Source organism: Pseudomonas sp. O39, assembly GCF_045447295.1.
Lineage (GTDB): Bacteria > Pseudomonadota > Gammaproteobacteria > Pseudomonadales > Pseudomonadaceae > Aquipseudomonas > Aquipseudomonas antarctica_A.
This window is the reverse complement of sequence record NZ_JBJGXV010000002.1, coordinates 76331-100820: the sequence shown is the minus strand read 5'-3', so window position 1 is coordinate 100820 and position 24490 is coordinate 76331. Positions and strand designations below refer to the sequence as shown.

The window sequence follows — 24490 nt, the reverse complement described above, 5'->3', positions numbered from 1 at the left end:
GTCCTTAAACCGGCATCTGCATGATGTCTTGATAAGCCTGAACCAGCTTGTTACGCACTTGGGTCAAGGCCTGGAAGGAAACACTGGCCTTTTGCGAGGCGACCATCACATCGGTGAGGTCCACGCCGCTTTTGCCGATTTCGAAGGCGGTCGCCAACTGGTTCGAGGCTTGCTGGGTATCACTGACTTTGTTGATTGCCTGACCGAGCATGTCGGCAAAACTGCTTTGGCCCAATTCCGGCGCTGGCGCGACGGATTTCGGTTGAGCCATGGCATCCATTTGCATGGAGCGCATATCCAACATCAACCGATTGAACTCAATACCCTGGCTCATGACCTTCTCTCTCCGACGACCCGCAATTTTTTGACACTACGCAGCGGTTACTAGAGTGGTAGCAACAAGGGTGCCAGATCCGTGGCGATTCGTAAGAAAAGGCGACAAACCCTGTCGGCCTAGTTGTAAGGCGCGGTTGTCAGGTCGCGAAAAGGTAGGCTTCCACATCCATCCCGGCATCGCGCATCTGCGCCAGCTTGTAGCGCAAGGTGCGCGGGCTGATGCCCAGGCGTTCGGCCGCTTCTTTGCGGCGGCCGCGCTCGGCACGCAGGGTGTCGATGATCATCTGGAATTCGCGGCGCCGCAGGTCATCACCCAACGCACCGCCGGACTCGGCTTCGGCAACCGCCACAGGCGACGGCGCAAGACTCGGCAAGGGTGCCGCGCCACTGCCCATGGCGAGGCAGAAGTCTTGGGGCTGGATCAAACCGCCCTGCTGCAAAATCAACGCACGCTGGATCGCGTTGTCCAGCTCCCGCACGTTGCCGGGCCATGGGTAGCTGATCAGGCAGGCCTGTGCTTCAGCCGACAGCCGTGCCTGGGCGTGCTTCATTTTTTTGACGTGGTTGTTCAGCAGGCGTTCGGCCAGCGGGATGATGTCCGCCGGGCGCTCACGCAATGGGCGCCAGGCCAGAGGAAAGACTGACAGCCGGTAAAACAAATCTTCCCTAAAGCGCCCGGCCGCCACTTCGCCCGCCAGGTCACGGTTGGTGGTGGCGACCACGCGGATATCCAGCTGAATCGGCTTGCGCGCACCGACGCGCTCTACTTCACGCTCCTGCAACACCCGCAGCAGCTTGGCTTGCAGACCCAGGGGCATTTCCGAGATTTCGTCGAGCAGGATGGTGCCGCCGTCGGCCTGTTCGAACTTGCCGGCCTGGGCCGCAATGGCGCCGGTGAACGAGCCCTTCTCGTGACCGAACAAGGTGGCTTCGAGCATGTTGTCGGGGATGGCCGCGCAGTTTATGGCGATGAAGGGTTGCTTGGCGCGACCGGACTGCTGGTGGATATAGCGTGCCAGCACCTCTTTACCGGTGCCGGACTCGCCGGATATCAGCACGGTTGAATCACTGCGCGCCACACGGGCGGCCAATTCCAGCAACTGTGCGCTGGCAGGTTCGAAGGCAATCGGGCCTTCGCCTTCGGCAGCCGAGACCACGCCCAGGGCATGCCGGGCGACCAGCTCGATCAGGGCTTTGGGTTCAAACGGTTTGACCAGGTAATCCGCCGCGCCCTGGCGCATGGCATCCACGGCCCGCTCCACGGCGCCATGGGCGGTCATCAACAACACTGGCAGTTGCGGCTGGCGCGCGCGCAGCAGGCCGAGCAACTGATGGCCGTCCATCCCGGGCATGTTCACGTCGCTGACCACCAAGCTGAAGGACTCCTGATCAACAGCCTCCAAGGCCTCCTCGGCAGAACCGACCGCCCGGTAGTCATGGCCCGCCAACAGCAGCGTGTCAGCCAATGCTTCACGCAGGGCGCGATCGTCTTCCACCAATAAAACCTTGATAGCCATAGTCCTTTTACTCCGCGCTTGCCGCGCTGGAAAACAGCGGCAAGGTCATCAATGCACACGTGCCACGCCCCAACCGGGAATGCAGTTGCAATTCTCCCTGATGGGCCCGTGCCACCGCCTTGACCACGGTCAGGCCGAGGCCAGTGCCGTTAGTCTTGGTGGTAAAAAAGGGTTCGCCCAGGCGTTGCAACACCACCGGGTCGATGCCACTGCCGCTGTCGCTGATACACAGCCGCAAGGTTTGCTCGCGGCTGTACAGGTGCACCTTGAGGCGTGCACCCGGGCCGCTGGCCTGGGTGGCGTTTTCGATCAGGTTGAGCAAAGCACCGACCAGCGTGTCGCGATTGCACAGCAACTCGCCGAGGTGGCTGTCGCACTGCCAGCGCACATTGGCATCATGGATATGGGTAGCCGCCGCCGATTGCAGCGACTGCAGCAACTCGGACGGCGTGATGCGGTCGGTCAGCGGTAGTTCGCCGCGGGCAAACACCAGCATGTCGCGTACCTGGTGCTCCAATTCGTGCAGGCGCTCCTTGAGGCGGCCGGCAAATCGTTGGTGGGTGGCGGCCGGCAGTTGCTCATCAGTCAAATGACTGGCGTAGATCAACGCCGCCGAGAGCGGCGTACGGATCTGATGCGCCAAAGAAGCGACCATCCGCCCCAACGACGACAAACGCTCATGGCGCGCCAGCTGGTCTTGCAGGTGACGGGTTTCAGTCAAGTCGTTGAGCAGCACCAACTGGCCGGGCTCGGCGTCCAGGGAGCGGGTGGCGATGGACAGGCGACGACCATCCTTGAGGGAGATTTCGTGACCGTCGTCCTCACGCGGTGCGAAGCATCGGGTGATGACGTGGCGCCACAGCTCACCTTCCAGCGGTTCGCCCAACAAGTCGCGCGCGGCCGGGTTGGCTTCGCGAACATGGCCCATTTCATCAATGACGATCACGCCACCGGGCAACAGGTCGAGGAGATTTTGCAGGCGGTTGGCCAGACGCTCTTTCTCGGCCAGCTCTTCCATGCGCTGAGCGCTCACCACCGCCAGCTCGCCTTTGAGCTCGGACACCCGGGCTTCCAGCAAGCTGTAGGAGTCAGTCAGTTGACTCGACATCTGGCTGAACTGCGAGAACGCCTGCTCAAGACCCTGCCGGGTAAGCGGCTCTGCGGACGGAACGAGCCCCGGGATAGCAGGGGCTGAAGAAAGTTGGGCGGCGTGGGGCATCATGCTCTCTCGCTTGGCTGACCGTCAGTTAAACGGAACGTTGCGAGGGCTGTAGCAATACCCGTGCCTAAAATAATAGGCTTATTTTTCAGTCACTTGAAAAACAGGCGTCAATCATCCGCCTGTTCATCACCTTCTCGACGGCTCATACCGTACTTGCGCATCTTCTCAACCAGGGTCGTGCGACGGATGCGCAGGCGCTCGGCGGCGCGCGCGACGATACCGTTGGCATCGTCCAGAGCCTGCTGGATCAGGCCCTGTTCCAGGCTACCGAGGTAGTCCTTCAGGTCCAGGCCTTCCGGCGGCAGCATGGCGGTGGAACCGAAGTCCGGCGTGTGGCCGTTAATGGCGACGCGCTCTTCGAGGTCGGTGCGCAGGCTGTCCACCAGTTGCTCGTCTTCGTCATCGACGTAGCGGAATTTCTTCGGTAACTCGACCACGCCGATCACGCCATAGGGGTGCATGATCGCCATGCGCTCCACCAGGTTGGCCAGCTCACGGACGTTGCCCGGCCAGCCGTGACGGCACAGCGACATGATCGCGGCGGAGTTGAAGCGGATCGAGCCGCGCTTTTCGTGCTCCATGCGCGAAATCAGTTCGTTCATCAGCAACGGGATGTCTTCTACGCGCTCACGCAGCGGAGCCATCTCGATTGGGAATACATTGAGGCGGTAGTACAAATCTTCGCGGAAGCTGCCGACCTCGATCATGCTTTCGAGGTTCTTGTGCGTAGCGGCGATGATGCGCACGTCGACGCTCTGGGTCTTGTTGCTGCCCACGCGCTCGAAGGTGCGCTCCTGCAGTACACGCAGCAGCTTGACCTGCATCGGCAGCGGCATGTCGCCGATTTCATCGAGGAACAACGTACCGCCATTGGCCAGCTCGAAACGCCCGGCACGGCTGGTGATTGCCCCGGTAAAGGCGCCTTTCTCGTGGCCGAACAATTCGCTTTCCAGCAGCTCTGCCGGGATCGCCCCGCAGTTGACCGGCACAAAGGGTCCGTCGCGGCGCTTGGAGTGATAGTGCAGGTTGCGCGCGACCACTTCCTTGCCAGTGCCCGACTCGCCGAGGATCAAAACACTGGCGTCGGTATCGGCCACTTGTTGCATCATCTGGCGCACGTGCTGGATCGCACGACTGGTGCCGACGAGGCTGCGGAACAGGTTGGGTTCGCGGTGACGGCCGCGCTCGCGGGCCTGGTCGTACATCTCGCGATAGACCTGGGCACGGTGCAGGGAGTCGAGCAATTTGCTGTAGCTGGGCGGCATTTCCAGGGTGGAAAGCACACGGCGGCGCTGGTCTTCCGGCAGATCCACGGAAGAAATATCACCCATTAGCAACACCGGAAGGAACTCATCCCAGGTCGACAGTGTCTTTAACAGGCCTAGAACTGCGCCAGGAGCGTTTACCGTCCCGATCAGCACACAAATGACTTCACGGCTCGATGACAACGAGCTGACCGCCTGCTGCCAATCATGGCTGCCGCAGGGCAAATTTTCTTCGCCAAGAAAATTCAAAATTACCGCTAAATCGCGGCGGCGGACGCTATCGTCATCAATCAGCAGAATTTTGGTTTCACGCCACATGCAATAGCAACTTCCCTAGTAAAACGCTCTGCCCCAGAGTGAGGGCAATCTAGACGCCTGTAAGACTTCTTACATTACTAGACGTCTGAAATCTGAAAACAGCACTAGTTAAGTCAAAAATGCTGGCACAGTCAAATATATGACGCGCCGTTCGGATTAACTGAGCCCATTCAGCCGAACAGATGGTAAACCTTTGACGCACTTTGCGCTCGATTGATCTGCGACATCTCTTCGAAAATCGCCTGGCGCTCGCCCGTCGTTACCTCAAGCAACTGCTGATATACCGCCAGCAGACTCTCCAGTTTTTCCCGCAGGGCGTCTTCGTCCACCGGCGCATTATTGAGCGCCTCATCGATCACCGCACGGCAACCCAAATCCAGTTCGCCGATAGCGTCCCAGTTACGTTTGGCCAATGCATCGACCAAGGCTTCGCGGGTCTCGTCAATCCGTTGCAGGGCGTGGCTCATGACATCATCCTCAGGCCCAGAGGCCTACAGCGTTGCAATACCGTCCCAGCCTTCCTTAAGCGTAATCATCAGGCCGGCTACTTCGTCGATCATGGCGACATCGCTTTTGCTGTTTGCTTCCAGCAAGCGCGTGGTCATGTAGGCATACAGGTTATCCAATTGCTGCAACGCGGCCGGATCATCGGTTTTTTCCGGGTTCAGGCCGTCACGCAAACCAATCAGGATGTCGATCGCCTTGCCCAGCAGCAGGCCTTTTTGCGCGATATCACCACGAGCCATGGCGCCCTTGGCCTGAGCCATGCGATCCAACGCGCCTTCCATCAGCATCTGGACCAGACGGTGTGGAGTGGCCTCGGAGACCTGGGCATGGGAATTGACCTTCTGATATTGGCGAAGGGCTCTCATGGGATTCATGTTTCTACCTCGTGACAGGCAACACTAAAAGAAAGGGTTCTGACTATTATGTCGACGGCGTCGCAAAAAACTTTAAGCCGGTGGTCTTGCGAAGGTCACGCCCGACAAAGTTAATCACCTCGCCGGGCGGCCTCATTGAGGATCAACTGGTCTTCGGACTATTCAGCGCGTTAAGCGTGGTCATGACGCTGGAACGTTGACTGGTGAGCTGGGCAACCAAGTTGTTCATCGTGGTATATTTGGCGGTCAGGCTCGTCTTCAATGCAGCCATGCGCGCAGTCAGGGTGTCCTGCTGGTTTTGCAGGTCCTTGATGTTTGCCGACAGTGTCGACGTACGCGTGGCGAGAACCCCGGTGCCACTGAGCGCATAGCTGTCGGTCGCGGACTTCATCCGAGCCAGCAGCCCCGTGTCACCGTTGAAAATGCCGCCAATGTCAGTGGGGTTGGTCGCGATCGCGGCACTGAACAACTTATCGTCAATGCTGAGCTTGCCGGTCTTCTGGTCAGTGTTCACACCAAACTGGGCCAGGGACTTCAACGCCCCCGTACCACCCAACGCGTTCAGCTCGCTACGTACGGCCGAGGACAGGGTACGTAGGGTAGCGTCGCCCGTCAGCGCAGCAGACGTCGTGGAACCATCGGCATTGGTGGTCACGGCGGTCTCAGTGTTCATCGCCGTCATCAAGGCGTTATAGGTGTCGACAAAGCCCTTGACCGAACTCTTGAGGGTGTCAGTGCTTCGCGCGATGGTAATGGTCGAACTCAGGCGCGTAACGGTGGAGCCTGCGGGCAGCGGATCTGTAGAACCGGCAGGCAGAGGCGACACAGCCGTCAACTTGATACTCACGCCACTGATCGCGTCACCCAAGGTGTTGCTCTTGGATTCCTGAGCGGTGCCGTCAATGGTGTACTGTGCATTCTTCGGCACGGTCACGACGGACGTTCCGGCTTCCAGGCCAGAGTTACCGCCAAGGGTAATGTCGGTACCGACGCCGGTATTGGTCGACGTCATGACCAAGCGGGAACCGGTGGCGTCAGTCAGGATGTTGGCACTCAAGCCTGCACTGCTGTATTGCGCGTTGATCGAGTCACGCACCTGCTGCAACGTCGCACCTGGCGGAACGCTCACACCATAGCTCTTGCCGGACTGGGAGATCTCCAGGGTGGTCGACGTAGTGCCGGTATTGACGACAGCCTTCGTCCCGGCTGCAAAAGTCTGGGTAGCGACCTTCGAGGCCGTCGCCAACTGATTGACCACCAGTTGGTAACTACCGGCGGAGGCACCGGCCCCCAGGGTGATGGCCGATACGTTGTTATCCGAGGTCGTGGCCGACAAACCGCCGATACTGGCGTCTTTGGCCATGTTGTCCATGGCGCCGCGGAACGCATCCAGTGCTGCTTGAATCTTGCCGATCGAGGACAGCTGAGCGGTCGACGTCTGCGTCTGCTTGTTGATCTGCGACTGCTTGGGTGCTTGTTCCGCGTTCACCAATGCCGTCACGATCGACTGGGTATCGATGTTCGTAACTGGGCCGCTAACCGTAATATCACCCATGACTGTTCTCCTGATCCGGGGCTGGCGCTTTCTTGACGTACGACGCCTCAAGCAGCTTCAGCAACAAAATTCATGCCAGCTCAGACTTTGGCGTCAAACAACACGCTGCTGGCGTCGTGAAGGCTTTGTGCGAGTTTCAACGCAGTTTCCGAAGGGATCTGCCGAATCACCTCGCCGCTGTCGGTCGCAATGACCTTGACTACCACCTGATGGGTGGTGTCATCAATGGAAAAATCCAGGTTGCGCTGGGCAGCCTGGACGAATTTGCGAATATCCGTGACCGCCTGTTCAAGGTCGGACGGCTTCGAGTCCTGCTTGGGTTCGACCGTGGCAACCGTAGGGTCTACCTTGGTTTTCTGCGGACCGGCACTTACTGGAGCAGGAGCACTTTGCGGCGCCGCTGCCGGATAAGACAGGTTCAACTTGACGCTCATGTCCATGTCCAATCTCCTCATCACGCAAAAGACAAAAGGGCACGTAAACGCGCCCTTCCGTCAGTCATCTACCCATTGCTATTACTGAAGCAGCTTCAGTACAGCGGATGGCAGTTGGTTGGCCTGAGACAGGATCGCAGTGGAAGCCTGTTGCAGGGTTTGTTGCTTGGTCAACTGAGCAGTTTCAGCAGCGTAGTCAACGTCCTGGATCTGACCGCGAGCGGCGCTGGAGTTGTCGGAGATGCTCTGCAGGTTGGCAACGGTGTTGTCGAAACGGTTTTGTACAGCACCGAGGCCGGCACGCTGGGAGTCGATGTCCGAGATCGCCTGGGTGATCACGTCGATCGCGTTTTGCGCGTTGGCAGCGGTAGTAACGTCGGTGTTGTTGACGGTGGTTTTGGTGGAGTTGGCAGCGGTAGCAGCACCGGCAGCGAACACACCGGCTACACCAGCGCCGTTCAGCGCGTAGCTGCTGGAGGAGTTCAGCGAAACAGCACCGGTAGCAACGATAGCGGTGGCGGCCAGTGCAGTAGCAGTACCGTAGGTACCGGTGCCGTCTTTGGTTGCAACCGAGATACCAGCAGCACCGCCGTCACCAGCGTTGAAGGTCAGGTTCTCACCGGTGTCAGACTTGACCGACAGAGCGTTGGTCGACGAATCGTAGTTAACGCTGATGCCCAGCTTGGCAGCGTTGGACGCCAGTTGGCTAGCCAGGTCGGAAGTGCTGGTCACGCCAGTGAACTGAACGGCTGCACCGCTGCCCACTTGCAGGGTGAAGTTAGCGTTCGGAGGAGTAGCAGCACCAATGGTAGCCGCGTTCACGGTGAACTGAGCTTCGGTGCTGGCGGTAGCAGCCAGGCCGCCGACGGCGCCGTTCATTTGAGCAGCGATCTGCTTGGCGGAAGCGCCAGCTGCCAGGGTAACGGTTGCAGACTGGCCACCACCGGTAACGGTGATCGCGCCACCAGCAATACCTGTTGCCGAAGGCGTCAGGGATTGGGTTTTCAGCTGCTGCGAACCAATGTTGTTGGCTGCAACGTTACCGATGCTCATGTCGATGGTCTGGTTGGCGTTGGCGCCGACCTGGAACGAAGTGGTACCGAAAGAACCGTCCAGCAGGTTCTTGCCACCGAAAGTAGTGGTGGTAGCGATACGGGTCAATTCAGCAGTCAGTGCTGCGTATTGAGCCTGGTTCGACTTACGGTCGTCAGCGCTTGGCGAGCCGTTGGCGGATTGCAGAGCCAGGGTACGCATGCTTTGCAGGATGTTGGTGGACTGCTGCATGGCGCCTTCAGCGGTCTGAGCAATCGAGCTGCCGTCGTTGGCGTTCTTGATTGCAACGCCCAGGCCGTTGATCTGGCTGGTCAGACGGTTGGAGATTTGCAGGCCGGCCGCATCGTCTTTGGCGCTGTTGATACGCAGGCCGGAGGACAGACGCTGCATGGAGGTTTGCAGGGCACCGGAAGCCTTGTTCAGGTTGTTCTGTACGGTCAACGAAGCAAGGTTAGTGTTTACTGTTAAAGTCATGACGAAATCCTCGTGGGTGGTGTACTGCGGCTTCCGGCCCTGGCAACCGCCGGGTGTGGCCTAGAGAACCTTCGTAATAGTTATCGTCGTGAATGCAAGTTGCTTGAGGACTTTTTTGATTTTTTTTACTAGCACGGGGCCACCCTTTGTAATTCAAGCGTTTACGATAGCTCAATGCCCAGCAAATGCTGGGTTTTTTGGCGCCAAATAAAAAACGCCCAGGCTTTTTCAAGCCTGGGCGTTTTTTGTGCAACCTATCAAGGCATCACGGGCGATAGAGAATCGCCGAACCCCACGACAGGCCCACACCAAACCCGCTGATGGCAACCCGCTTCCAGTCACCATCCATCATGTGCTTTTCCAGCAGCAGCGGAATGCTCGAAGACACCGTGTTGCCGGTCTCGACCATGTCCTTGATGAACTTCTCCACGGGCGCATCTTCGAAACGCCGCGCGACGGCGTCGACAATCGCCGCACTGCCCTGATGGATGCAGAACGCGTCAATTTCGTCAGCCTTAAGGTCAGACTCATTGAGCAGCTCGTGCAAATGCGCCGGCACCTTGAGCAACGCGAAGTTGAACACTTGGCGACCGTTCATGAAAAACACGCCGTCGCTGACCTTCAAGTGCGGCGCGCCGGAACCGTCGGTACCGAACTTCGACTTGCCCAGCAACCAGGGCGCGTCTTCACCCATCCAGGTGGCGGTGGCGGCATCGCCGAACAGCATGGTGGTGTTGCGGTCTTCCGGGTCCACGATCTTCGAATACGGGTCGGCGGTGATCAGCAGGCCATTTTTCAGGCCGGTGGCTTCCATGAAGCCCTTCATCGCATAGATGCCGTAGACATAGCCGGAGCAGCCCAGGGAGATATCGAACGCAGCTACGTGGGTCGGCAGGCCCAGCTTGTCCTGAACGATAGCAGCGGTGTGGGGCAAACCCTCTTCGTCGCCGTTTTGCGTCACGACGATCAGCGCGTCGATGGATTCGCGCTTCAAATCCGGGTTAGCCGCAAACAAGGCGTTGACCGCCTCGACACACAGATCAGAGGTTTCCTGCGCAGCATCCTTGCGCGGCAGGAACGCCGAACCGATCTTGCCGATGATGAAATCTTCATCCTTGGCGAATTTGGCGCCCTGGGCGTAGTTATCAACCCCGTCTGCCGGCACGTAACTGGCGATGCTTTTTATGCCAATCATTGTGGCTTCCCAATACTAAATAGCTGGATAACGCCCCTCGGGCTACGCCGGGAGCGCTGACAATAAAGGGGATAACCCCATAAAAATATCGCTGAAAGCCGCCGCGTAAAGACCCGAAGACGACTTATCCTTTTCACACGATACAGTGAAGATGCGCTTTATGACTCACAGGTCACTCAATTTTGTGCGCTTTGTGCAAAACCCTGCAACATTCCCGGCGGCAGAAACGACAACGGCCCACCCTGCTTCCAGGGTGGGCCGCTTGCGCTGCCGCCGATTACATCCGGCTGAACAGGCTCAACTGGGAAATCTTCACGAAGGCCAGTTGTGAGGCCTGCAGCATGGTCTGTTGCAACGTCAGGTCAATGGCAGCCTGGCCCATATCGACGTTGGCCAGCGATGACATGGTGGAGGTGTTGGCCAAGCCCAGGCTGGTGTTTTCCTGGCCCTGAATATCCAGCGCATTCTGGCGCGCACCAATCGAACCACGCACTTGGTCAATCTGCGCCGAAGCGTTCGTCAGGTTGCCGATGGTGGTGTTGATAACGTCCTTGAGGTTGTTCTTGGCGACCTGGTTGCCATCGGCCGGCGTTAGCAGCGCCTGGCGCAACTGGCTCAGGGTATCCAGGGCGTTCATGTTCTTGTTGCTGGTGGCGCCGATGGAAAACTGATCACCAGCCCCCGGCGTACCGCTCACATCGAACGTCACCCCGGCAGCGGTAATCGACGTCGCGCCTGCGGCCATGGTGCCCGAGGCAATCGACTTGCTGTTCGGCGTGTACGGCTGGGCATACACGTCGTAGGCACTGCCGCTGGTGAACTTGATCACCGCCCCCGAGTTGGGAAAGGTACTGGCGTAGCTCGCCTGATCCGTGACCCGGCCGCCGGTCAGTTGCGCCGTGGACGGATTACTGGCGGTACGCGAGCTGCTGAACGTATCCGGCTTGCTTTCCAGGGTGAACGCCTTGCCCGCCACCAATGCATCAGAAGGAGCACCCGATGCGACGTCCGGACCGAGGTTCAAGCTGATGTCAAACTTGACCCCGCGCAGGTTGACGCTGGCGGCGCCTTCCTTGGTGGAGTCAAACGTGCCGTTACCGGTGATCTCGGAGGTAACGTCGTTACCGTCCTTGTCGCTCACGCTGTATTGGGTACTGCTGGAGAAGGTCAACTTATAGGGCTGACCATCGGAAAAACTCTTGGTGTAAGCGGTGCCGGAGGTGATCAGGCCCGCCGAGATCGCAACCTTGCCGTCATTCACTGCAGGCGGCAACAAGGTAGCCTGGGTGCGACCGGTATTGGAGGAACTTTCCAGCAACGTCTTGCCGGTATCACCCGCAGAAATCGTCAGGTTGCTCGACACTTGCAGGCTCAGCGGCGTCTCATCACCCTGGTAGGTGTAGGTGCCATCGTTGTTACGGCTGTAGGGCGGCGTGTCGGTCTTGGTCCCGGAAAACATGTAGTTGCCGCTGGAGTCCTTGGTGTTGAGCAGGCCCAACACCTGGTCTTCAAGCGCACCTATCTGGCTGGCGATCGCCTTGCGATCATCATCGCTGAGCTTGAGGTTACCGGCCTGCAATGCCAGGCCCTGCGCGCTTTGCATGGTGGTGTTGATGCTCGCCAGGACACTTTCTTCGTTGGTCAGCGAGTTTTGCAAGGTCGTGATGTTGCCGTTGTATTGCCCCAGCATGTCTTTCTGCTGTTGCAACAGCAGCAATTGGGCGGCGGCAACCGGATCGTCCGCAGCGGTCTGCACACGCACACCGGAACTCGCCTGGTCCTGGGCCTTCACCACACCCGAATAGTTATCCTGATACTTGCTGGAGCTGGTGTCGAAATACTGCTGTGTAGAGATACGCATCGTTCCAGACTCCTTTAAAGGGCGTTAATCAGTGTGCTGAAGGTTTCTTGCGCAGCCTTGATGATCTGCGACGACGCGGTGTAGTACTGCTGGAACTTGATCATGTCGCCCGCCTCCTCATCCAGGTTGACCTGGGACACGGAGTTGCTGGCCGCCTTGTTCGCCGCCAGCAAGGCGCCGGTGGCGGTGCTGTCGGTGTTGGCCTGGGCCGCCTTGGAGCCCACCTGCGACACCAACCGGCTATTGGCACTGACCAGGCTGACGCCCGCGTTGCCATCCACCGCGCCGACCGTCGCCTTGGTCTGCAACCCCAGCAATTGCTGGGCGTTACGGCCATCGGAGGTCGCACCGCTGTTGAACGAAAAGGTCGTGCTGTCGCCATTGGCGGGCGCACCGGACACCGTGGTATCAAAGCTGAAGCTCTTGCCTGGGATCAACGTGCCAGTGGCATCGCGCATCGGCACATTGATGGTGACCTTGTTGCCCTGCCCCGGGATGATACTGCCGGTGCCGATCGCGTTGCCCTGGGCATCGTTGACCGTGTAGGACTGGGTGCCGTCCGCCGCAGGCTTGCCGAACACCATCTTCACCGGCATCGAGTTTTCGATCCCGGCACGCAATTGAGCAGTGGCGGCGCCGCCGTTGATATCGATCGGCACGGTTAATGTCGGTGACGTGAACGCGCCGGTGCCGGTGTTGGTTTTGCTGGCATTCCCCGCCAAGGGTGCAGCGAACGCAAGTTTGTTCGGGTCTTTGAGGTCGACACTAATGTTGCTCGCACCCGTGGCGGTCGGGCTGACCTTGAAGCTGTCACCGGCAGCGACCGGCCCCTTGCCATTCAAGGCCAGGGTGAAACCGTCAATCACCGGCGGCGGCGTGGTGGTGGTGTCGAACGAACCCATGGCTTTGCCATCGGAACGCACCACGTTGTACTGGTTGCCGCTGGTGAAGGTGACTTTGTAGTCGAAGGTCGACAGCTTGCTGCTGTCGGCAATCGTCACGTTCAGGTTGCCGGAGCCTGCGCTGTTACCCGAGGCGGCCTGGCTACGTTGAGCAATCGCTGCTGCACTGTTGATGTCGCTGAACAGCGAAGAGCCGAAATCACTGTTGAGGTCCAAACCCTGACCCAACTGGCTGTTGACGCTGTCCGCCGTGGCGATGGCGATGCGGCCCAGGTCGTTGATGGCCGGCATCAGCGCATCACTGCGGTAACGCAACAAGCCGCCAATGCTGCCACCGGAAACGACATTACCGATGTCCATCGGTGTGTCGCCCATATTCAGCTGGATGGTGTACTGGCTGTTGTCGGTCTTGCTGGGCACGGCTGAAATCGTGTTGGCGACATTACCCTCCACGAGCGACTGCCCCGTGCCGGTGGTGATGCTGACCTGGCCGTTCTTCTCGGTGGCCGTGACACCAATCAGTTCATTGAGCGAACGTACCGCCTCGTTACGCGCATCCAGCAGGTTGGCCGGCGCGCTGGTCGAGGAGCCCTGGGCCTGGGAAATCTGACCATTGAGCGACGCAATCGACGACGTCAGCTTGTTGACCTGATCGCTCATGGTGGTCAACTGGGCGTTGATGCCTTCTTTCTGCTGAGTCAATTGCGTGGAAATCGCGTTGAAGCGGTTGCTCAAGGTCTGGGCACTGGTCACCAGCAGTTGCCGGGCGGACACGTCGCTGGGCGTCGCCGCGGCGGTCTGCAGCGAGGCAAAAAATGCGCTGAGCACCGCAGACATGCCGGTGGATTTGTCCGACAAGGTCTTGTCGATCGCTGCGGCCTGGCCCGCGTAGGCAGTGGCATCGCTATTGAGCGCCGTGCTGCTCTGGTAGGCGGCGCCCAAAAAGTCGTTATAAATGCGGCGCACATCCGCCAGCGTCGTGCCGCTGCCGATAAACACGCCGCCATAGGGGTTGCTGGCATTGGCGTTCTGAGTGGTCTGCTGACGCGAGTATCCCGGGGTGTTGACGTTGGCAATGTTGTTACTCAAGACCGACAGCGATCCTTGAGCGGCGTTGAGCCCTGACATCCCGATACTGAGCAAACTCATGATTCAGACCTTATAAATGTGTGGTAGCGCCAGCGGCTGCGTAATTCTGGTAACTGTTCATCGTTTTGGCGATCTGCGAAATCTTGCTGGCGTAAGCCGGATCGGTTGCATAACCGGCTTTCTGCAACTCGCGTACAAACTGCTCCGGGTTGTCGGCTGATTTCACAACTTCTTTATAGCGATCATTGCTTTGCAGCAGTGTCACCAGGTCATGGAAGCTGTCCTGGTAAGAGTTATAGGAACGGAAATGCGCCGTCTCCTTGACCATCGCCCCATCGCGAAACTCACTGGTGATTGCGCGGGCCTGGGCACCCTGCCAACTCTGACCGGCCTTGATACCGAACAGGTTGTGGCTGCTGCTGCCGTCTTCGGCGCGCATCACCGACTTACCCCAACCGGTTTCCAGCGCGGCCTGGGCCACCAGGTACTTCGGATCGATACCGATACGCGCGGCGGCCGCCTTGGCCATCGGCAGCATGGTGGCGACGAATTCATCCTGCGAGCTGAAGGCCTTCTTCGCCGGTGCCAAGGGTGGCTGGGCAACGGCGCGACCATAAACCTGCATGCGCCCGCTCGGTACGGCAAAGCTGCGCGCCGCGCTGTTGATCACCGTATCGGCGGCGACACTGTTACGCAGTGGCGCGCTTGCCGGGGTGGTGGCAGCGGTAGCGTTTGGCACGATGCCAATGAGCAGGCGATCAGTCAGCTTGCTCGGCAAGGAGATACGGCGCTGGTTCATCAGCGCCACGTCGTTGGCATGGCTGTTGGTGCCTTCTGGGACCGCCACACGGAACGCCCACAGAGGCCGCTGCCCATTGGAGCGACCCAGCGGCCCATTCGCCTTGGTACCCGCCGCGATTTCCGTCGGCACATCCGCTTTCTTCAGCGGCTCGGCAGCCGCCGGGCCCTGCAAGGTAGCGGCCTGGGCGTCCACTGGCTTGTTCTTCTGCATCTGGCGCATCAGCACGTCGGCCAGGCCGATACCGCCGCCTTCGCGGGACATCGAGACCGCCAGTTGCTGGTCGTACATTTCCTGATATTGCTTGGCCGCCGGGGTGTTCAGCGGGTTGTCCTTGCCGAGGGCCTCGGTGGCCGAGCGCATGGACTTGAGCATTTCGCTCAAGAACAGCGACTCGAACTCCTGCGCCACTTTGCGCATGTTGCCGTCGCTGTTCTTGTCGGCACCGACCTTGAGCTGGTTAAGCCGGTTCAAGTCGGAGTAAGACCCCGAGTCCGCCGTGCTGCTGATCCCGCTCTTGCGCATGTCCATGGCGATGGCCTCAGATCACAATCAGGTCGGCTTGTAAGGCGCCGGCCTGTTTCAAAGCTTCGAGGATCGCCATCAAGTCGCCTGGGGCCGCGCCCACCTGGTTCACCGCACGGACAATCTCGTCCAGGGTAGTGCCGGGGCCGAACTTGAACATCGGCTTGGCTTCTTGCTGAGCATTAACCCGCGAGCGAGGTACCACCGCCGTCTGGCCATTGGACAACGGCCCAGGCTGGCTGACGATAGGGTCTTCGGTGATGGTGACAGTCAGGCTGCCATGGGTCACCGCTGCCGGCGACACTTTGACGTTCTGGCCGATAACGATAGTGCCGGTACGCGAATTGATGATGACCTTGGCCACCGCCTGGCCCGGGTCGACCTCAAGGTTTTCCAGGATCGACAGGTAATCGACACGCTGGCTTGGGTCCAACGGTGCCGTCACACGGATCGAGCCGCCATCGATGGCCTGAGCCACGCCAGGGCCGAGCATGTCGTTGATCTTGTCGACCACGCGCTTGGCGGTGGTGAAGTCAGAACGGTTGAGGTTCAACGTCAGGCTGTTGCCCTGGTTGAAACCGCTGGGCACGGTGCGTTCGACCATGGCGCCACCCGGAATCCGTCCGGCAGACGGCACGTTCACGGTAATTTTCGAGCCATCACGGCCTTCGGCATCAAAACCACCCACGACCAGGTTGCCCTGGGCGATGGCATAGACGTTACCGTCGATACCCTTGAGCGGCGTCATCAACAGCGTGCCGCCGCGCAGGCTTTTCGAGTTACCGATGGACGATACGGTGATGTCCACCACCTGGCCCGGCTTGGCGAACGCCGGCAAGTCAGCACTGATGGACACGGCCGCGACGTTTTTCAGCTGCACGTTGCCCGAACCCGCCGGCACCTTGATGCCGAACTGCGAGAGCATGTTGTTGAAGGTCTGCAGGGTGAACGGGGTTTGGGTGGTCTGGTCACCCGTGCCATTGAGCCCTACCACCAGGCCGTAACCGATCAACTGGTTGGAACGCACGCCGGAAATGCTGGCGATGTCTTTGAGGCGTTCGGCCTGGGCGACAGCGCTTAAGGAAAGCAGGAGTGCCGCCGCCATCAGCTGTTTGAATTTCAAAGTGGTCACCTAGAAAGGGAACAGCGGGCTAAGGAAGAAACGGTCGAACCAGCCCGGCTGACTGGCATCAGCAAACGAACCCGTACCCGAGTAGGTGATGCGTGCGTCGGCAATCCGCGTCGACGGCACAGTGTTGTCAGTGGCAATGTCATCGGCCCGCACCATCCCGGCAATACGCACCAACTCATCACCGGTATTGAGGGTCATCCACTTTTCGCCACGGATGGCGATGATGCCGTTGGGCAACACATCCGCGACGGTCACGGTGATCGAACCGGTGAGGCTGTTACCCTGCCCCGCCGCGCTCTTGCCATTGGTGGCGCGGTCGCCGCTGTAGCCGGCATTCAAGCTCAGATCACCACTGCCCAACGGGTTATTGGTATTGGGGACGCCACCAAACAACGAGGTCAAGCCAATGCTCGTCTTGCTGGTCTTGCCCACCTGCGAGTTGGCGTTTTTGCTGGCTTGGGTCTTCTCGTTCAAGGTGATGGTGATGATGTCACCGACCCGGAACGCCTTGCGATCGCTGTACAGGTTCTGTTCGAAACCGGCCTGGTAGATCGAGCCATTGTTGGCCGCCGCAGGCAAGGGCGTGCGCGGCAGCACCGGCGCGTAGTACGGGTCATTGGGTTTTGGCGTCGGGGCGACACAGCCCGCGAGCACGGCGATCCCACTCAATGCCAGAACAGAAACATAGCGATTCATGACCCTTACCTCACGGTGTTGCAGGCGCCGTCGAAGGCGCCCCATAGACTTGATTACAGATTCTGCGTTACGAACGAAAGCATCTGGTCGGCGGTGGAAATCACCTTGGAGTTCATCTCGTAGGCGCGCTGAGTGGTGATCATGTTGACCATCTCCTCAACCGTGCTGACGTTGGACGTTTCCAGGGTGCTTTGCAGGGTGGTGCCGAAACCGTTCAGGCCAGGGGTGCCGATTTGCGGCGCGCCACTGGAAGCGGTCTCCAGGAACAGGTTGTTACCAATGGCTTGCAGGCCGGCCGGGTTGATGAAGTCGGCGGTTTGCAGGTTGCCGATCACTTGCGAAGCCGGGTTGCCGGCAACGGTGATGGACACGGTGCCGTCGTTACCAACGGTGAAGGTCTGGGCGTTGGCGGGTACGACGATCGCCGGTTCCAAGGCAAAGCCGTTGGAGGTAACGACCTGGCCATTGGCGTCCAGGTGGAACGTGCCGTCACGGGTGTAGGTGGTGGTGCCGTCCGGTTGCAGGATCTGGAAAAAACCTTTGCCGTTGATGGCCATGTCCAGCGGCTGTCCGGTTTGCTGCAGGTTACCCGCGGTGAAGTTCTTCTGGGTGCCGACGATTTGCACACCGGTACCGAGTTGCAGGCCCGACGGCAGTTCGCTGTCCTGGGTCGACTGGGCACCTGGCTGGCGCTTGATCTGATAGAGCAAGTCCTGGAACTCGGCGCGGTCACGTTTGAAGCCCGTGGTCGACACGTTCGCCAAGTTGTTGGAAATGGTGGTCAGGTTAGTGTCCTGGGCGGACAAACCTGTTTTGGCAACCCATAGAGCCGGAAGCATGCTGTTCTCCTTCGTGCGCCTGTTTGTTGGCGCTGCGCTGCAAAATTAGTGTTCCGTCAGAAACGGCTATCAGCTCATCGCCAATACGCGGGTCATGGCCTGGTCGTCTTCTTTAGCGCTGTTCATCATTTTGATGTGCAGCTCGAACTGCTTGGAAAGCGACAGCACTGCGGTCATTTCTTCAACGGCATTGACGTTGCTCGCCTGCAGGAAGCCCGAGGTCAACTTCACGTTCGCGTCGGCCTGGGCTGGCTGGCCATCCTTGGTGTGGATGGTGCCGTCCAGACCTTTGGTCATGTTCTTGAGGTCAGGCTGGACCAGCTTGATGCGGTCCACTTCAGCCATCACCCGCGGGCCTTCGCCCATGGCGCGGATGCTGATGGTGCCGTCGGCACCCACTTCGATTTTCTGCTGGGGCGGCACGGCAATCGGGCCACCGTTGCCCATGATCGGCATGCCGTTGCCGGCGCGCAGCACGCCCAACGCGTCGACGTTCATGCTGGCGCTGCGCACGTAGGCTTCGCTGCCATCCGGCGTTTGCACGGCCATCCAGCCATTGCCGTTGACGGCCACATCAAGGTCACGACCGGTTTCGATCATGGCGCCCGGGGAAAAATCGGTGGCTGGTCGTTCGGTCATGGCAAACGCCCGCGCCGGAAAGCTGTCACCAAACACCGGCATCGAACGCGCCTGCTCCAGGTCACGCTGGAAACCGTTGGTGGAAATGTTCGCCAGATTGTTGGCATGGGCCTTCTGCGCCAGTGCATTCTGGCTGGCGCCGGTCATTGCCACATAAAGGTACTTGTCCACGCTCTATCCTCTCTCTGACGGACGCTTGCCGCCCACCGCTGTACTGATAAGGCTTAAGCAATTTGCGAACCAACTTTTTAAAAGAGGGAAAAGTCCAGACAGCGCGGGGGTTTGCGGGGAGGTGTGAGGATTTCAAGGCTGGGAGAGAGTCGAAAAAACGGCGGACTACTGCCGCCTGCGGCAAGCACAGGTCTTGAAGATGACAAATAACAAATGTGGGAGCTGGCTTGCCTGCGATGGCGGAGGGTAAGTTGGCTTATGTGTCACTGATACACCGCCATCGCAGGCAAGCCAGCTCCCACAGTTTTAAACCGTGTTTAGCCTGGTGCCTTATTTATCGCTCTTAAGAATTTCGTAATCGCGCAACTTATTGGCGATGGTGGTGTGCGACACGCCCAGTCGCTTGCCTAATTGACGACTGCTCGGGTGCTCGGCATACAAGGCTTCCAGAACCGCCTTTTCGAAACGCCCGACGATGTTTTCCAACCCGCCCTCCAACGAAAAATCGCCAAGCGGCTGACGCACCCTGTAATCCGGCAAGCGAATATGCTCAGCCTTGACGGTGCCGCCCTCGCATAACGACACTGCCTGAAACAGCACGTTTTCCAACTGCCGCACATTACCCGGCCAATGGTAATGACTGAGCCGATCCATTGCCGCCGGTGCCAACCTGGGCAGTGGGCAGCCAATCTGCCGACTGGCTTGATCAAGAAAATGCTCAACCAAAGGCGCCAACCCATCCAGGCATTCACGCAAGGGCGGGATGTGCAACGACAGCACGTTAAGGCGGTGATACAGGTCTTGGCGAAACTCGCCCCGGGCGCACAGCTCCGACAAATCGACCTGGGTGGCGCAGATCACCCGCACATCCAGATACACCTCCTCATCACTGCCCACCCGGCGAAAGCAACCGTCCTGCAGAAAACGCAGCAACTTCACCTGCAACCGCGCGCTCATTTCTCCCACACCATCGAGAAACAACGTACCGCCCGCCGTCAGTTCCAGCAGCCCGAGCTTGCCTTCCGCGCGCGCGCCTTCAAAGGCACCCGGGCCATAACCAAACAGCTCGGTCTCAGCCATCGACTCTGGCAGCCCGGCGCAGTTAAGCGCCATCAATGGCGATTGCCCGCGCGGGCTGGCCAGGTGACAGGCACGCGCCAGTAACTCTTTGCCGGTGCCGGTTTCGCCTTCTATTAATAGAGGCGCATCCAGGGGCGCCATGCGCCGTGCTTCACGAACCACCGCCGCCATGACCTTGGAGCTCTGGAAAATACTATCGAAACCGCGAAGCTCCTGCTTGCGCACATTGTAGATACGCTCACCGACGCGGTCGGCGCGGTGCAGGGTCAGCACTGCGCCGGCCATGGCTTCGCTGTCATCGTGCTCGGAGGATTGCAGCGGCGCGATGTCCGCCAGGAATACGTCACCCTTGACCTTGACCCGCAAGCCATTGATCCGCGACTTGCTCGCGCGCACCAGCTCCGGCAGATCGAAGTCCTCGGCATAACGCGACAACGGAATCCCCGGCACCTCGTCGACCCGCACCCCAAGCAACTGCGCCGCCGCACGGTTGGCGGCGACGATGGAGCCGCCCATGTCGATGGAGAGCACCGGAAACTCCAGCGCACCGAGCAACGCATTGAGCTCCATATGCCGACGCTCGCTGGGCATCAGCCCTACTCGCTTGACGCCAAACACCCCGGCAATCGCCTCGAATTTCGGGCGCAATGCCTGGAACTGCATGTTCACCAGATTGGGGCAAAACAGGTAAATCGCGTTGCCATGCTCACCGCCAACTTCGCCTTTGGCGACGTTGACGCCGTACTCCACCAACAGGTTGAGGATGTCCCGCAGGATGCCGATGCGGTTCTGGCAGTGCACTTTGATACGCATGAAAAGGCCCGAAAGGTGGGAAGGCGCCGCGTCTTTTTGCCGCTGGGCGCAGATAGTCGTCAAGATTATGTGACAGAGCGCGCGCTTTTCACAGCCCAAGACACAGAAGAACCGGGTGATCGTAACGAATACTTTACGAAAATCGGTAACTTTTCCTACGCGACCAAGTCAGGGCTGGATGGAATCCGCCGCCTTCCGCGTTATCAATAGGCCATACGCCGAACATAACAAGAACGAATGCCTAGCAGGAGAGCCGTATGAAGCAGACGCAATACGTGGCCCGCGAGCCCGATGCGCAAGGTTTTATCCACTACCCGCCGGAAGAACACGCGGTGTGGAACACCCTGATTACTCGTCAGCTGAAAGTCATCGAAGGTCGCGCCTGCCAGGAATACCTGGACGGCATCGACAAGCTCGGCCTGCCCCTGGACCGCATTCCGCAACTGGGTGAAATCAACAAAGTGCTGGCCGAGACCACCGGCTGGCAAGTCGCCCGCGTGCCGGCGCTGATCCCCTTCCAGACCTTCTTCGAATTGCTCGCCAGCAAACAGTTTCCCGTGGCGACCTTTATTCGTACCCGTGAAGAACTGGACTACCTGCAAGAGCCGGACATTTTCCACGAGATCTTCGGCCACTGCCCGCTGCTGACCAACCCCTGGTTTGCCGAATTCACCCACACCTACGGCAAGCTCGGCCTGGCAGCGACCAAGGAGCAACGGGTGTACCTGGCGCGCCTGTACTGGATGACCATCGAGTTTGGCCTGGTGGATACGCCACAAGGTCGGCGCATCTACGGTGGCGGCATTTTGTCGTCGCCCAAGGAGAGCGTGTATTGCCTGTCGGATGAGCCGGAGCATCAAGCCTTCGACCCGCTGGAAGCCATGCGCACGCCGTATCGTATCGACATCCTGCAACCGCTGTACTTCGTACTGCCCGAGCTCAAGCGCCTGTTCGAAGTGGCGCAGGAAGACATCATGGGCATGGTCGAGCGCGGGATGCAGTTGGGTCTTCACGCGCCCAAATTCCCACCCAAACCCAAAGCGGCTTGAGCCTTACGTTTTGACGCCAGGTGAGTCTGTTCCCTGGCCCCGCGTTGCTTTAGGGTGACGCTACTGACGACCGTTTTTCAAACACTCGAATTCAGGACACACACATGACCACCTTGAACCAAGCCCACTGCGAAGCCTGCCGCGCCGACGCCCCGCAAGTCAGCGACGAAGAGCTGCCGGTACTGATCAAGCAGATTCCCGACTGGAACATCGAAGTCCGCGACGGCGTGATGCAGCTGGAAAAAGTTTTCCTGTTCAAGAATTTCAAATTCGCCCTGGCCTTTACCAACGCCATGGGTGAAATCTCCGAAGCCGAAGGCCACCACTCAGGCTTGCTCACCGAGTGGGGCAAAGTCACCGTGACCTGGTGGAGCCACTCGATCAAGGGCCTGCACCGCAACGACTTCATCATGGCCGCGCGCACCGACGAAGTGGCCAAGGACGCCGAGGGCCGCAAGTAATGCATTTCGATGCCATTGGCCGCGTGCCCGGCGACCCGATCCTCGGGCTGATGGACCTGTATGCCCAGGACAGCAACCCGAACAAGTTCGACCTGGGCGTGGGTGTCTACAAGGACGACCAGGGCCTGACCCCGATTCCGCACTCGGTGAAACTCGCCGAACAGCGCCTGGTGGACACTCAAACCACCAAAACCTACATCGGCGGGCACGGCGACGCAGCTTTCGGCACGTTGATCAGCGAACTGGTGCTCGGCGCCGATTCAACGTTGATCCGCGAACGCCGTGCCGGCGCGACCCAGACCCCAGGAGGCACCGGCGCCCTGCGCCTGAGTGCCGACTTTATCGCCCACAGCCTGCCCGGCCGTGGTGTATGGCTGAGCAACCCGACCTGGCCGATCCACGAAACCATCTTCGCCAAGGCCGGCCTCAAGGTCAGCCATTACCCGTACGTGGACGCTGACAATCGCCTGGACGTGGCGGCGATGCTGGCGACACTCTCCACGGTACCGAAGGGCGACGTGGTGTTGCTGCATGCGTGCTGCCACAACCCGACCGGTTTCGACCTGTCCCGGGATGACTGGCGCCAAGTGCTGCAAATCGTACGCGAGCGCCAACTGCTGCCATTGATTGACTTTGCCTACCAGGGCTTCGGCGACGGTCTGGAGCAGGACGCTTGGGCGGTACGGTTGCTGGCAGCCGAGCTGCCGGAAGTGCTGATCACCAGTTCCTGCTCGAAGAACTTCGGCCTGTATAGCGACCGTGTCGGTGCGTTGATCGTGTGTGCGGCGGATGCCGAAAAGCTCACGGATGTGCGCAGCCAATTGGCCAATATCGCGCGTAATTTGTGGTCGACACCGCCGGATCATGGCGCCGCAGTGGTCGCGACCATCCTCGGTGATGCCGCGCTTAAGCAGGTGTGGAGCGACGAAGTCGAAGCCATGCGTTCGCGGATCGCACAGTTGCGCTCCGGGTTGGTGGAGGCGCTGGCGCCACACGGGCTGTCCGAACGGTTTGCGCATATTGGTGCACAGCGCGGGATGTTTTCCTACACAGGCTTGAGTGCCGAGCAGGTGAAGCAACTGCGGGAGAAGCACAGCGTGTACATGGTCAGTTCGGGACGGGCTAACGTCGCAGGTATTGATGCGACACGCTTGAGCCTGCTCGCCCAAGCCATCGCCGACGTATCCAACTGAAGCAGCCGGAAGTAAAGGCAGGAGCGGGCTTGCTCGCGAATGCGGTAGATCAGTCGCCAGATGCATTGACTGACACACTGCATTCGCGAGCAAGCCCGCTCCCACATTTGGATCGCGCCCGGCTTTAGCCCGCGACCATTTCCGCTTTTAGCTGTGCCTCTTTTGCCTGCGCATCCGCCAACCGATACAACTCGATATGCCCATCCCAGTGCTCGATCAACGCCGTGCACGACTCCACCCAATCCCCGCAGTTGAGGTAATCCACCTCACCGACCTTGCGAATCTCCGCATGGTGGATATGCCCACAGACCACGCCATGCAGCTCACGCTTGGTCACTTCGTGGGCGATCGCCTCTTCGAAATCACTGATAAAGCTCACCGCCGTTTTGACCTTGTGCTTGAGGTACGCCGACAGCGACCAGTAGCCATAGCCATACCGCGCACGCCAGTGATTGAGCCAGCGGTTCAGCGTCAGCGTGAACTCGTAAGCCGAATCCCCGAGAAACGCCAACCAGCGATGGTAACGGGTGATCACATCGAATTGGTCGCCGTGAATCACCAGCAGGTGGCGGCCATCAGCGGTGACGTGCACAGCCTCGTCCACCAACTGGATATTGCCCAGGATCAGCTTGGAATAACGCCGTAGAAATTCGTCATGGTTGCCGGTGACGTAGATCACCTCGGTGCCGCGCTTGGCCATGGTCAGCAGCCGGCGGATCACGTTGGTGTGGGCCTGGGGCCAATACATGCCGCCACGCATCTTCCAGCCATCGATGATGTCGCCGACCAGGTACACCTTGTCGGCGTGATAGCCCTTGAGGAACTGTGACAAGTGCTCGGCCTGGCAATCCCGGGTGCCCAGGTGCACGTCGGAAATCCACAGGGTACGCACCCGTTGCTTACGGCTGGGCTTGACGAACTCGGCACTGGTCATGGGCATCCCTCGACGGTGTTTTCGCGAGCTTGCACCCTTGCGATTAATAGACCATGA

Annotated in this window: 22 protein-coding genes; 3 read left to right on the top strand and 19 right to left on the bottom strand. The window is 59.5% G+C overall.

What is annotated here, in order from left to right; all coding sequences use genetic code 11:
- Positions 1 to 4: 4 nt before the first annotated feature.
- From fliE to ACI77D_RS02805, 18 genes are all read right to left on the bottom strand, one after another.
- On the bottom strand, positions 5 to 334 hold the full coding sequence (gene fliE, locus ACI77D_RS02890) for a flagellar hook-basal body complex protein FliE (RefSeq protein WP_016972029.1): 330 nt from the start codon (positions 332 to 334) through the stop codon (positions 5 to 7).
- Between the two features lie 139 nt (positions 335 to 473).
- Positions 474 to 1853: a sigma-54-dependent transcriptional regulator gene (locus tag ACI77D_RS02885; protein ID WP_407016019.1), complete on the bottom strand. Its 1380-nt coding sequence runs from the start codon at positions 1851 to 1853 to the stop codon at positions 474 to 476.
- A 7-nt stretch (positions 1854 to 1860) separates the two neighbouring features.
- Positions 1861 to 3072 (bottom strand): PAS domain-containing sensor histidine kinase, encoded by a 1212-nt coding sequence (locus ACI77D_RS02880; RefSeq protein ID WP_064454989.1) that lies wholly within the window; start codon positions 3070 to 3072, stop codon positions 1861 to 1863.
- 110 nt (positions 3073 to 3182) lie between these two features.
- On the bottom strand, positions 3183 to 4658 hold the full coding sequence (locus tag ACI77D_RS02875; protein ID WP_064453465.1) for a sigma-54 dependent transcriptional regulator: 1476 nt from the start codon (positions 4656 to 4658) through the stop codon (positions 3183 to 3185).
- 170 nt (positions 4659 to 4828) lie between these two features.
- The gene (locus ACI77D_RS02870; protein WP_259763563.1) at positions 4829 to 5125 is read right to left on the bottom strand and encodes a flagellar protein FliT; all 297 of its coding nucleotides are present in this window, start codon (positions 5123 to 5125) and stop codon (positions 4829 to 4831) included.
- Positions 5126 to 5149: 24 nt separating this feature from the next.
- Positions 5150 to 5539: a flagellar export chaperone FliS gene (gene fliS / locus ACI77D_RS02865; protein ID WP_407016018.1), complete on the bottom strand. Its 390-nt coding sequence runs from the start codon at positions 5537 to 5539 to the stop codon at positions 5150 to 5152.
- 142 nt (positions 5540 to 5681) lie between these two features.
- Positions 5682 to 7094: a flagellar filament capping protein FliD gene (gene fliD, locus ACI77D_RS02860; RefSeq protein WP_407016017.1), complete on the bottom strand. Its 1413-nt coding sequence runs from the start codon at positions 7092 to 7094 to the stop codon at positions 5682 to 5684.
- Positions 7095 to 7174: 80 nt separating this feature from the next.
- Positions 7175 to 7534: a flagellar protein FlaG gene (locus ACI77D_RS02855; protein WP_128590691.1), complete on the bottom strand. Its 360-nt coding sequence runs from the start codon at positions 7532 to 7534 to the stop codon at positions 7175 to 7177.
- A gap of 75 nt (positions 7535 to 7609) precedes the next feature.
- On the bottom strand, positions 7610 to 9055 hold the full coding sequence (locus ACI77D_RS02850; protein WP_407016016.1) for a flagellin: 1446 nt from the start codon (positions 9053 to 9055) through the stop codon (positions 7610 to 7612).
- Positions 9056 to 9320: 265 nt separating this feature from the next.
- A complete protein-coding gene (locus ACI77D_RS02845; RefSeq protein WP_064453469.1) occupies positions 9321 to 10250 on the bottom strand; it encodes a ketoacyl-ACP synthase III in 930 nt (309 codons plus the stop codon).
- A gap of 277 nt (positions 10251 to 10527) precedes the next feature.
- Positions 10528 to 12111: a flagellar hook-associated protein 3 gene (locus ACI77D_RS02840; protein ID WP_407016015.1), complete on the bottom strand. Its 1584-nt coding sequence runs from the start codon at positions 12109 to 12111 to the stop codon at positions 10528 to 10530.
- Between the two features lie 14 nt (positions 12112 to 12125).
- Positions 12126 to 14162 carry a flagellar hook-associated protein FlgK gene (flgK, locus tag ACI77D_RS02835; protein WP_407016014.1) on the bottom strand — a complete coding sequence of 679 codons (2037 nt, stop codon included), beginning with the start codon at positions 14160 to 14162 and terminating at the stop codon, positions 12126 to 12128.
- Between the two features lie 10 nt (positions 14163 to 14172).
- Positions 14173 to 15432 carry a flagellar assembly peptidoglycan hydrolase FlgJ gene (flgJ, locus tag ACI77D_RS02830; RefSeq protein WP_407016013.1) on the bottom strand — a complete coding sequence of 420 codons (1260 nt, stop codon included), beginning with the start codon at positions 15430 to 15432 and terminating at the stop codon, positions 14173 to 14175.
- A gap of 10 nt (positions 15433 to 15442) precedes the next feature.
- Positions 15443 to 16531, bottom strand: a complete 1089-nt coding sequence (locus tag ACI77D_RS02825; RefSeq protein WP_162232029.1) for a flagellar basal body P-ring protein FlgI — start codon at positions 16529 to 16531, stop codon at positions 15443 to 15445.
- A gap of 27 nt (positions 16532 to 16558) precedes the next feature.
- Positions 16559 to 17254, bottom strand: a complete 696-nt coding sequence (flgH, locus tag ACI77D_RS02820) for a flagellar basal body L-ring protein FlgH (RefSeq protein ID WP_064453473.1) — start codon at positions 17252 to 17254, stop codon at positions 16559 to 16561.
- 53 nt (positions 17255 to 17307) lie between these two features.
- Positions 17308 to 18093 carry a flagellar basal-body rod protein FlgG gene (gene flgG, locus ACI77D_RS02815; RefSeq protein ID WP_064453474.1) on the bottom strand — a complete coding sequence of 262 codons (786 nt, stop codon included), beginning with the start codon at positions 18091 to 18093 and terminating at the stop codon, positions 17308 to 17310.
- A 69-nt stretch (positions 18094 to 18162) separates the two neighbouring features.
- Complete coding sequence (locus ACI77D_RS02810; RefSeq protein WP_053257324.1) at positions 18163 to 18903, bottom strand: flagellar basal body rod protein FlgF; 741 nt, start codon at positions 18901 to 18903, stop codon at positions 18163 to 18165.
- 330 nt (positions 18904 to 19233) lie between these two features.
- The gene (locus tag ACI77D_RS02805; RefSeq protein WP_407016012.1) at positions 19234 to 20796 is read right to left on the bottom strand and encodes a sigma-54-dependent transcriptional regulator; all 1563 of its coding nucleotides are present in this window, start codon (positions 20794 to 20796) and stop codon (positions 19234 to 19236) included.
- A 257-nt stretch (positions 20797 to 21053) separates the two neighbouring features.
- Here ACI77D_RS02805 and phhA point away from each other — a divergent pair, with 257 nt between their 5' ends.
- The 3 genes from phhA to ACI77D_RS02790 all read left to right on the top strand — a co-directional run bounded on the left by phhA (position 21054) and on the right by ACI77D_RS02790 (position 23499).
- A complete protein-coding gene (phhA, locus tag ACI77D_RS02800; protein ID WP_064453476.1) occupies positions 21054 to 21845 on the top strand; it encodes a phenylalanine 4-monooxygenase in 792 nt (263 codons plus the stop codon).
- A gap of 104 nt (positions 21846 to 21949) precedes the next feature.
- Complete coding sequence (locus ACI77D_RS02795; RefSeq protein ID WP_407016011.1) at positions 21950 to 22306, top strand: 4a-hydroxytetrahydrobiopterin dehydratase; 357 nt, start codon at positions 21950 to 21952, stop codon at positions 22304 to 22306.
- Positions 22306 to 23499 (top strand): amino acid aminotransferase, encoded by a 1194-nt coding sequence (locus tag ACI77D_RS02790; protein ID WP_221295336.1) that lies wholly within the window; start codon positions 22306 to 22308, stop codon positions 23497 to 23499. The genes ACI77D_RS02795 and ACI77D_RS02790 overlap by 1 nt, the downstream gene beginning before the upstream one ends.
- Positions 23500 to 23623: 124 nt before the next feature.
- Here ACI77D_RS02790 and ACI77D_RS02785 read toward each other — a convergent pair whose 3' ends face one another.
- Positions 23624 to 24433 carry a UDP-2,3-diacylglucosamine diphosphatase gene (locus ACI77D_RS02785; RefSeq protein ID WP_053257328.1) on the bottom strand — a complete coding sequence of 270 codons (810 nt, stop codon included), beginning with the start codon at positions 24431 to 24433 and terminating at the stop codon, positions 23624 to 23626.
- Positions 24434 to 24490: the final 57 nt, after the last annotated feature.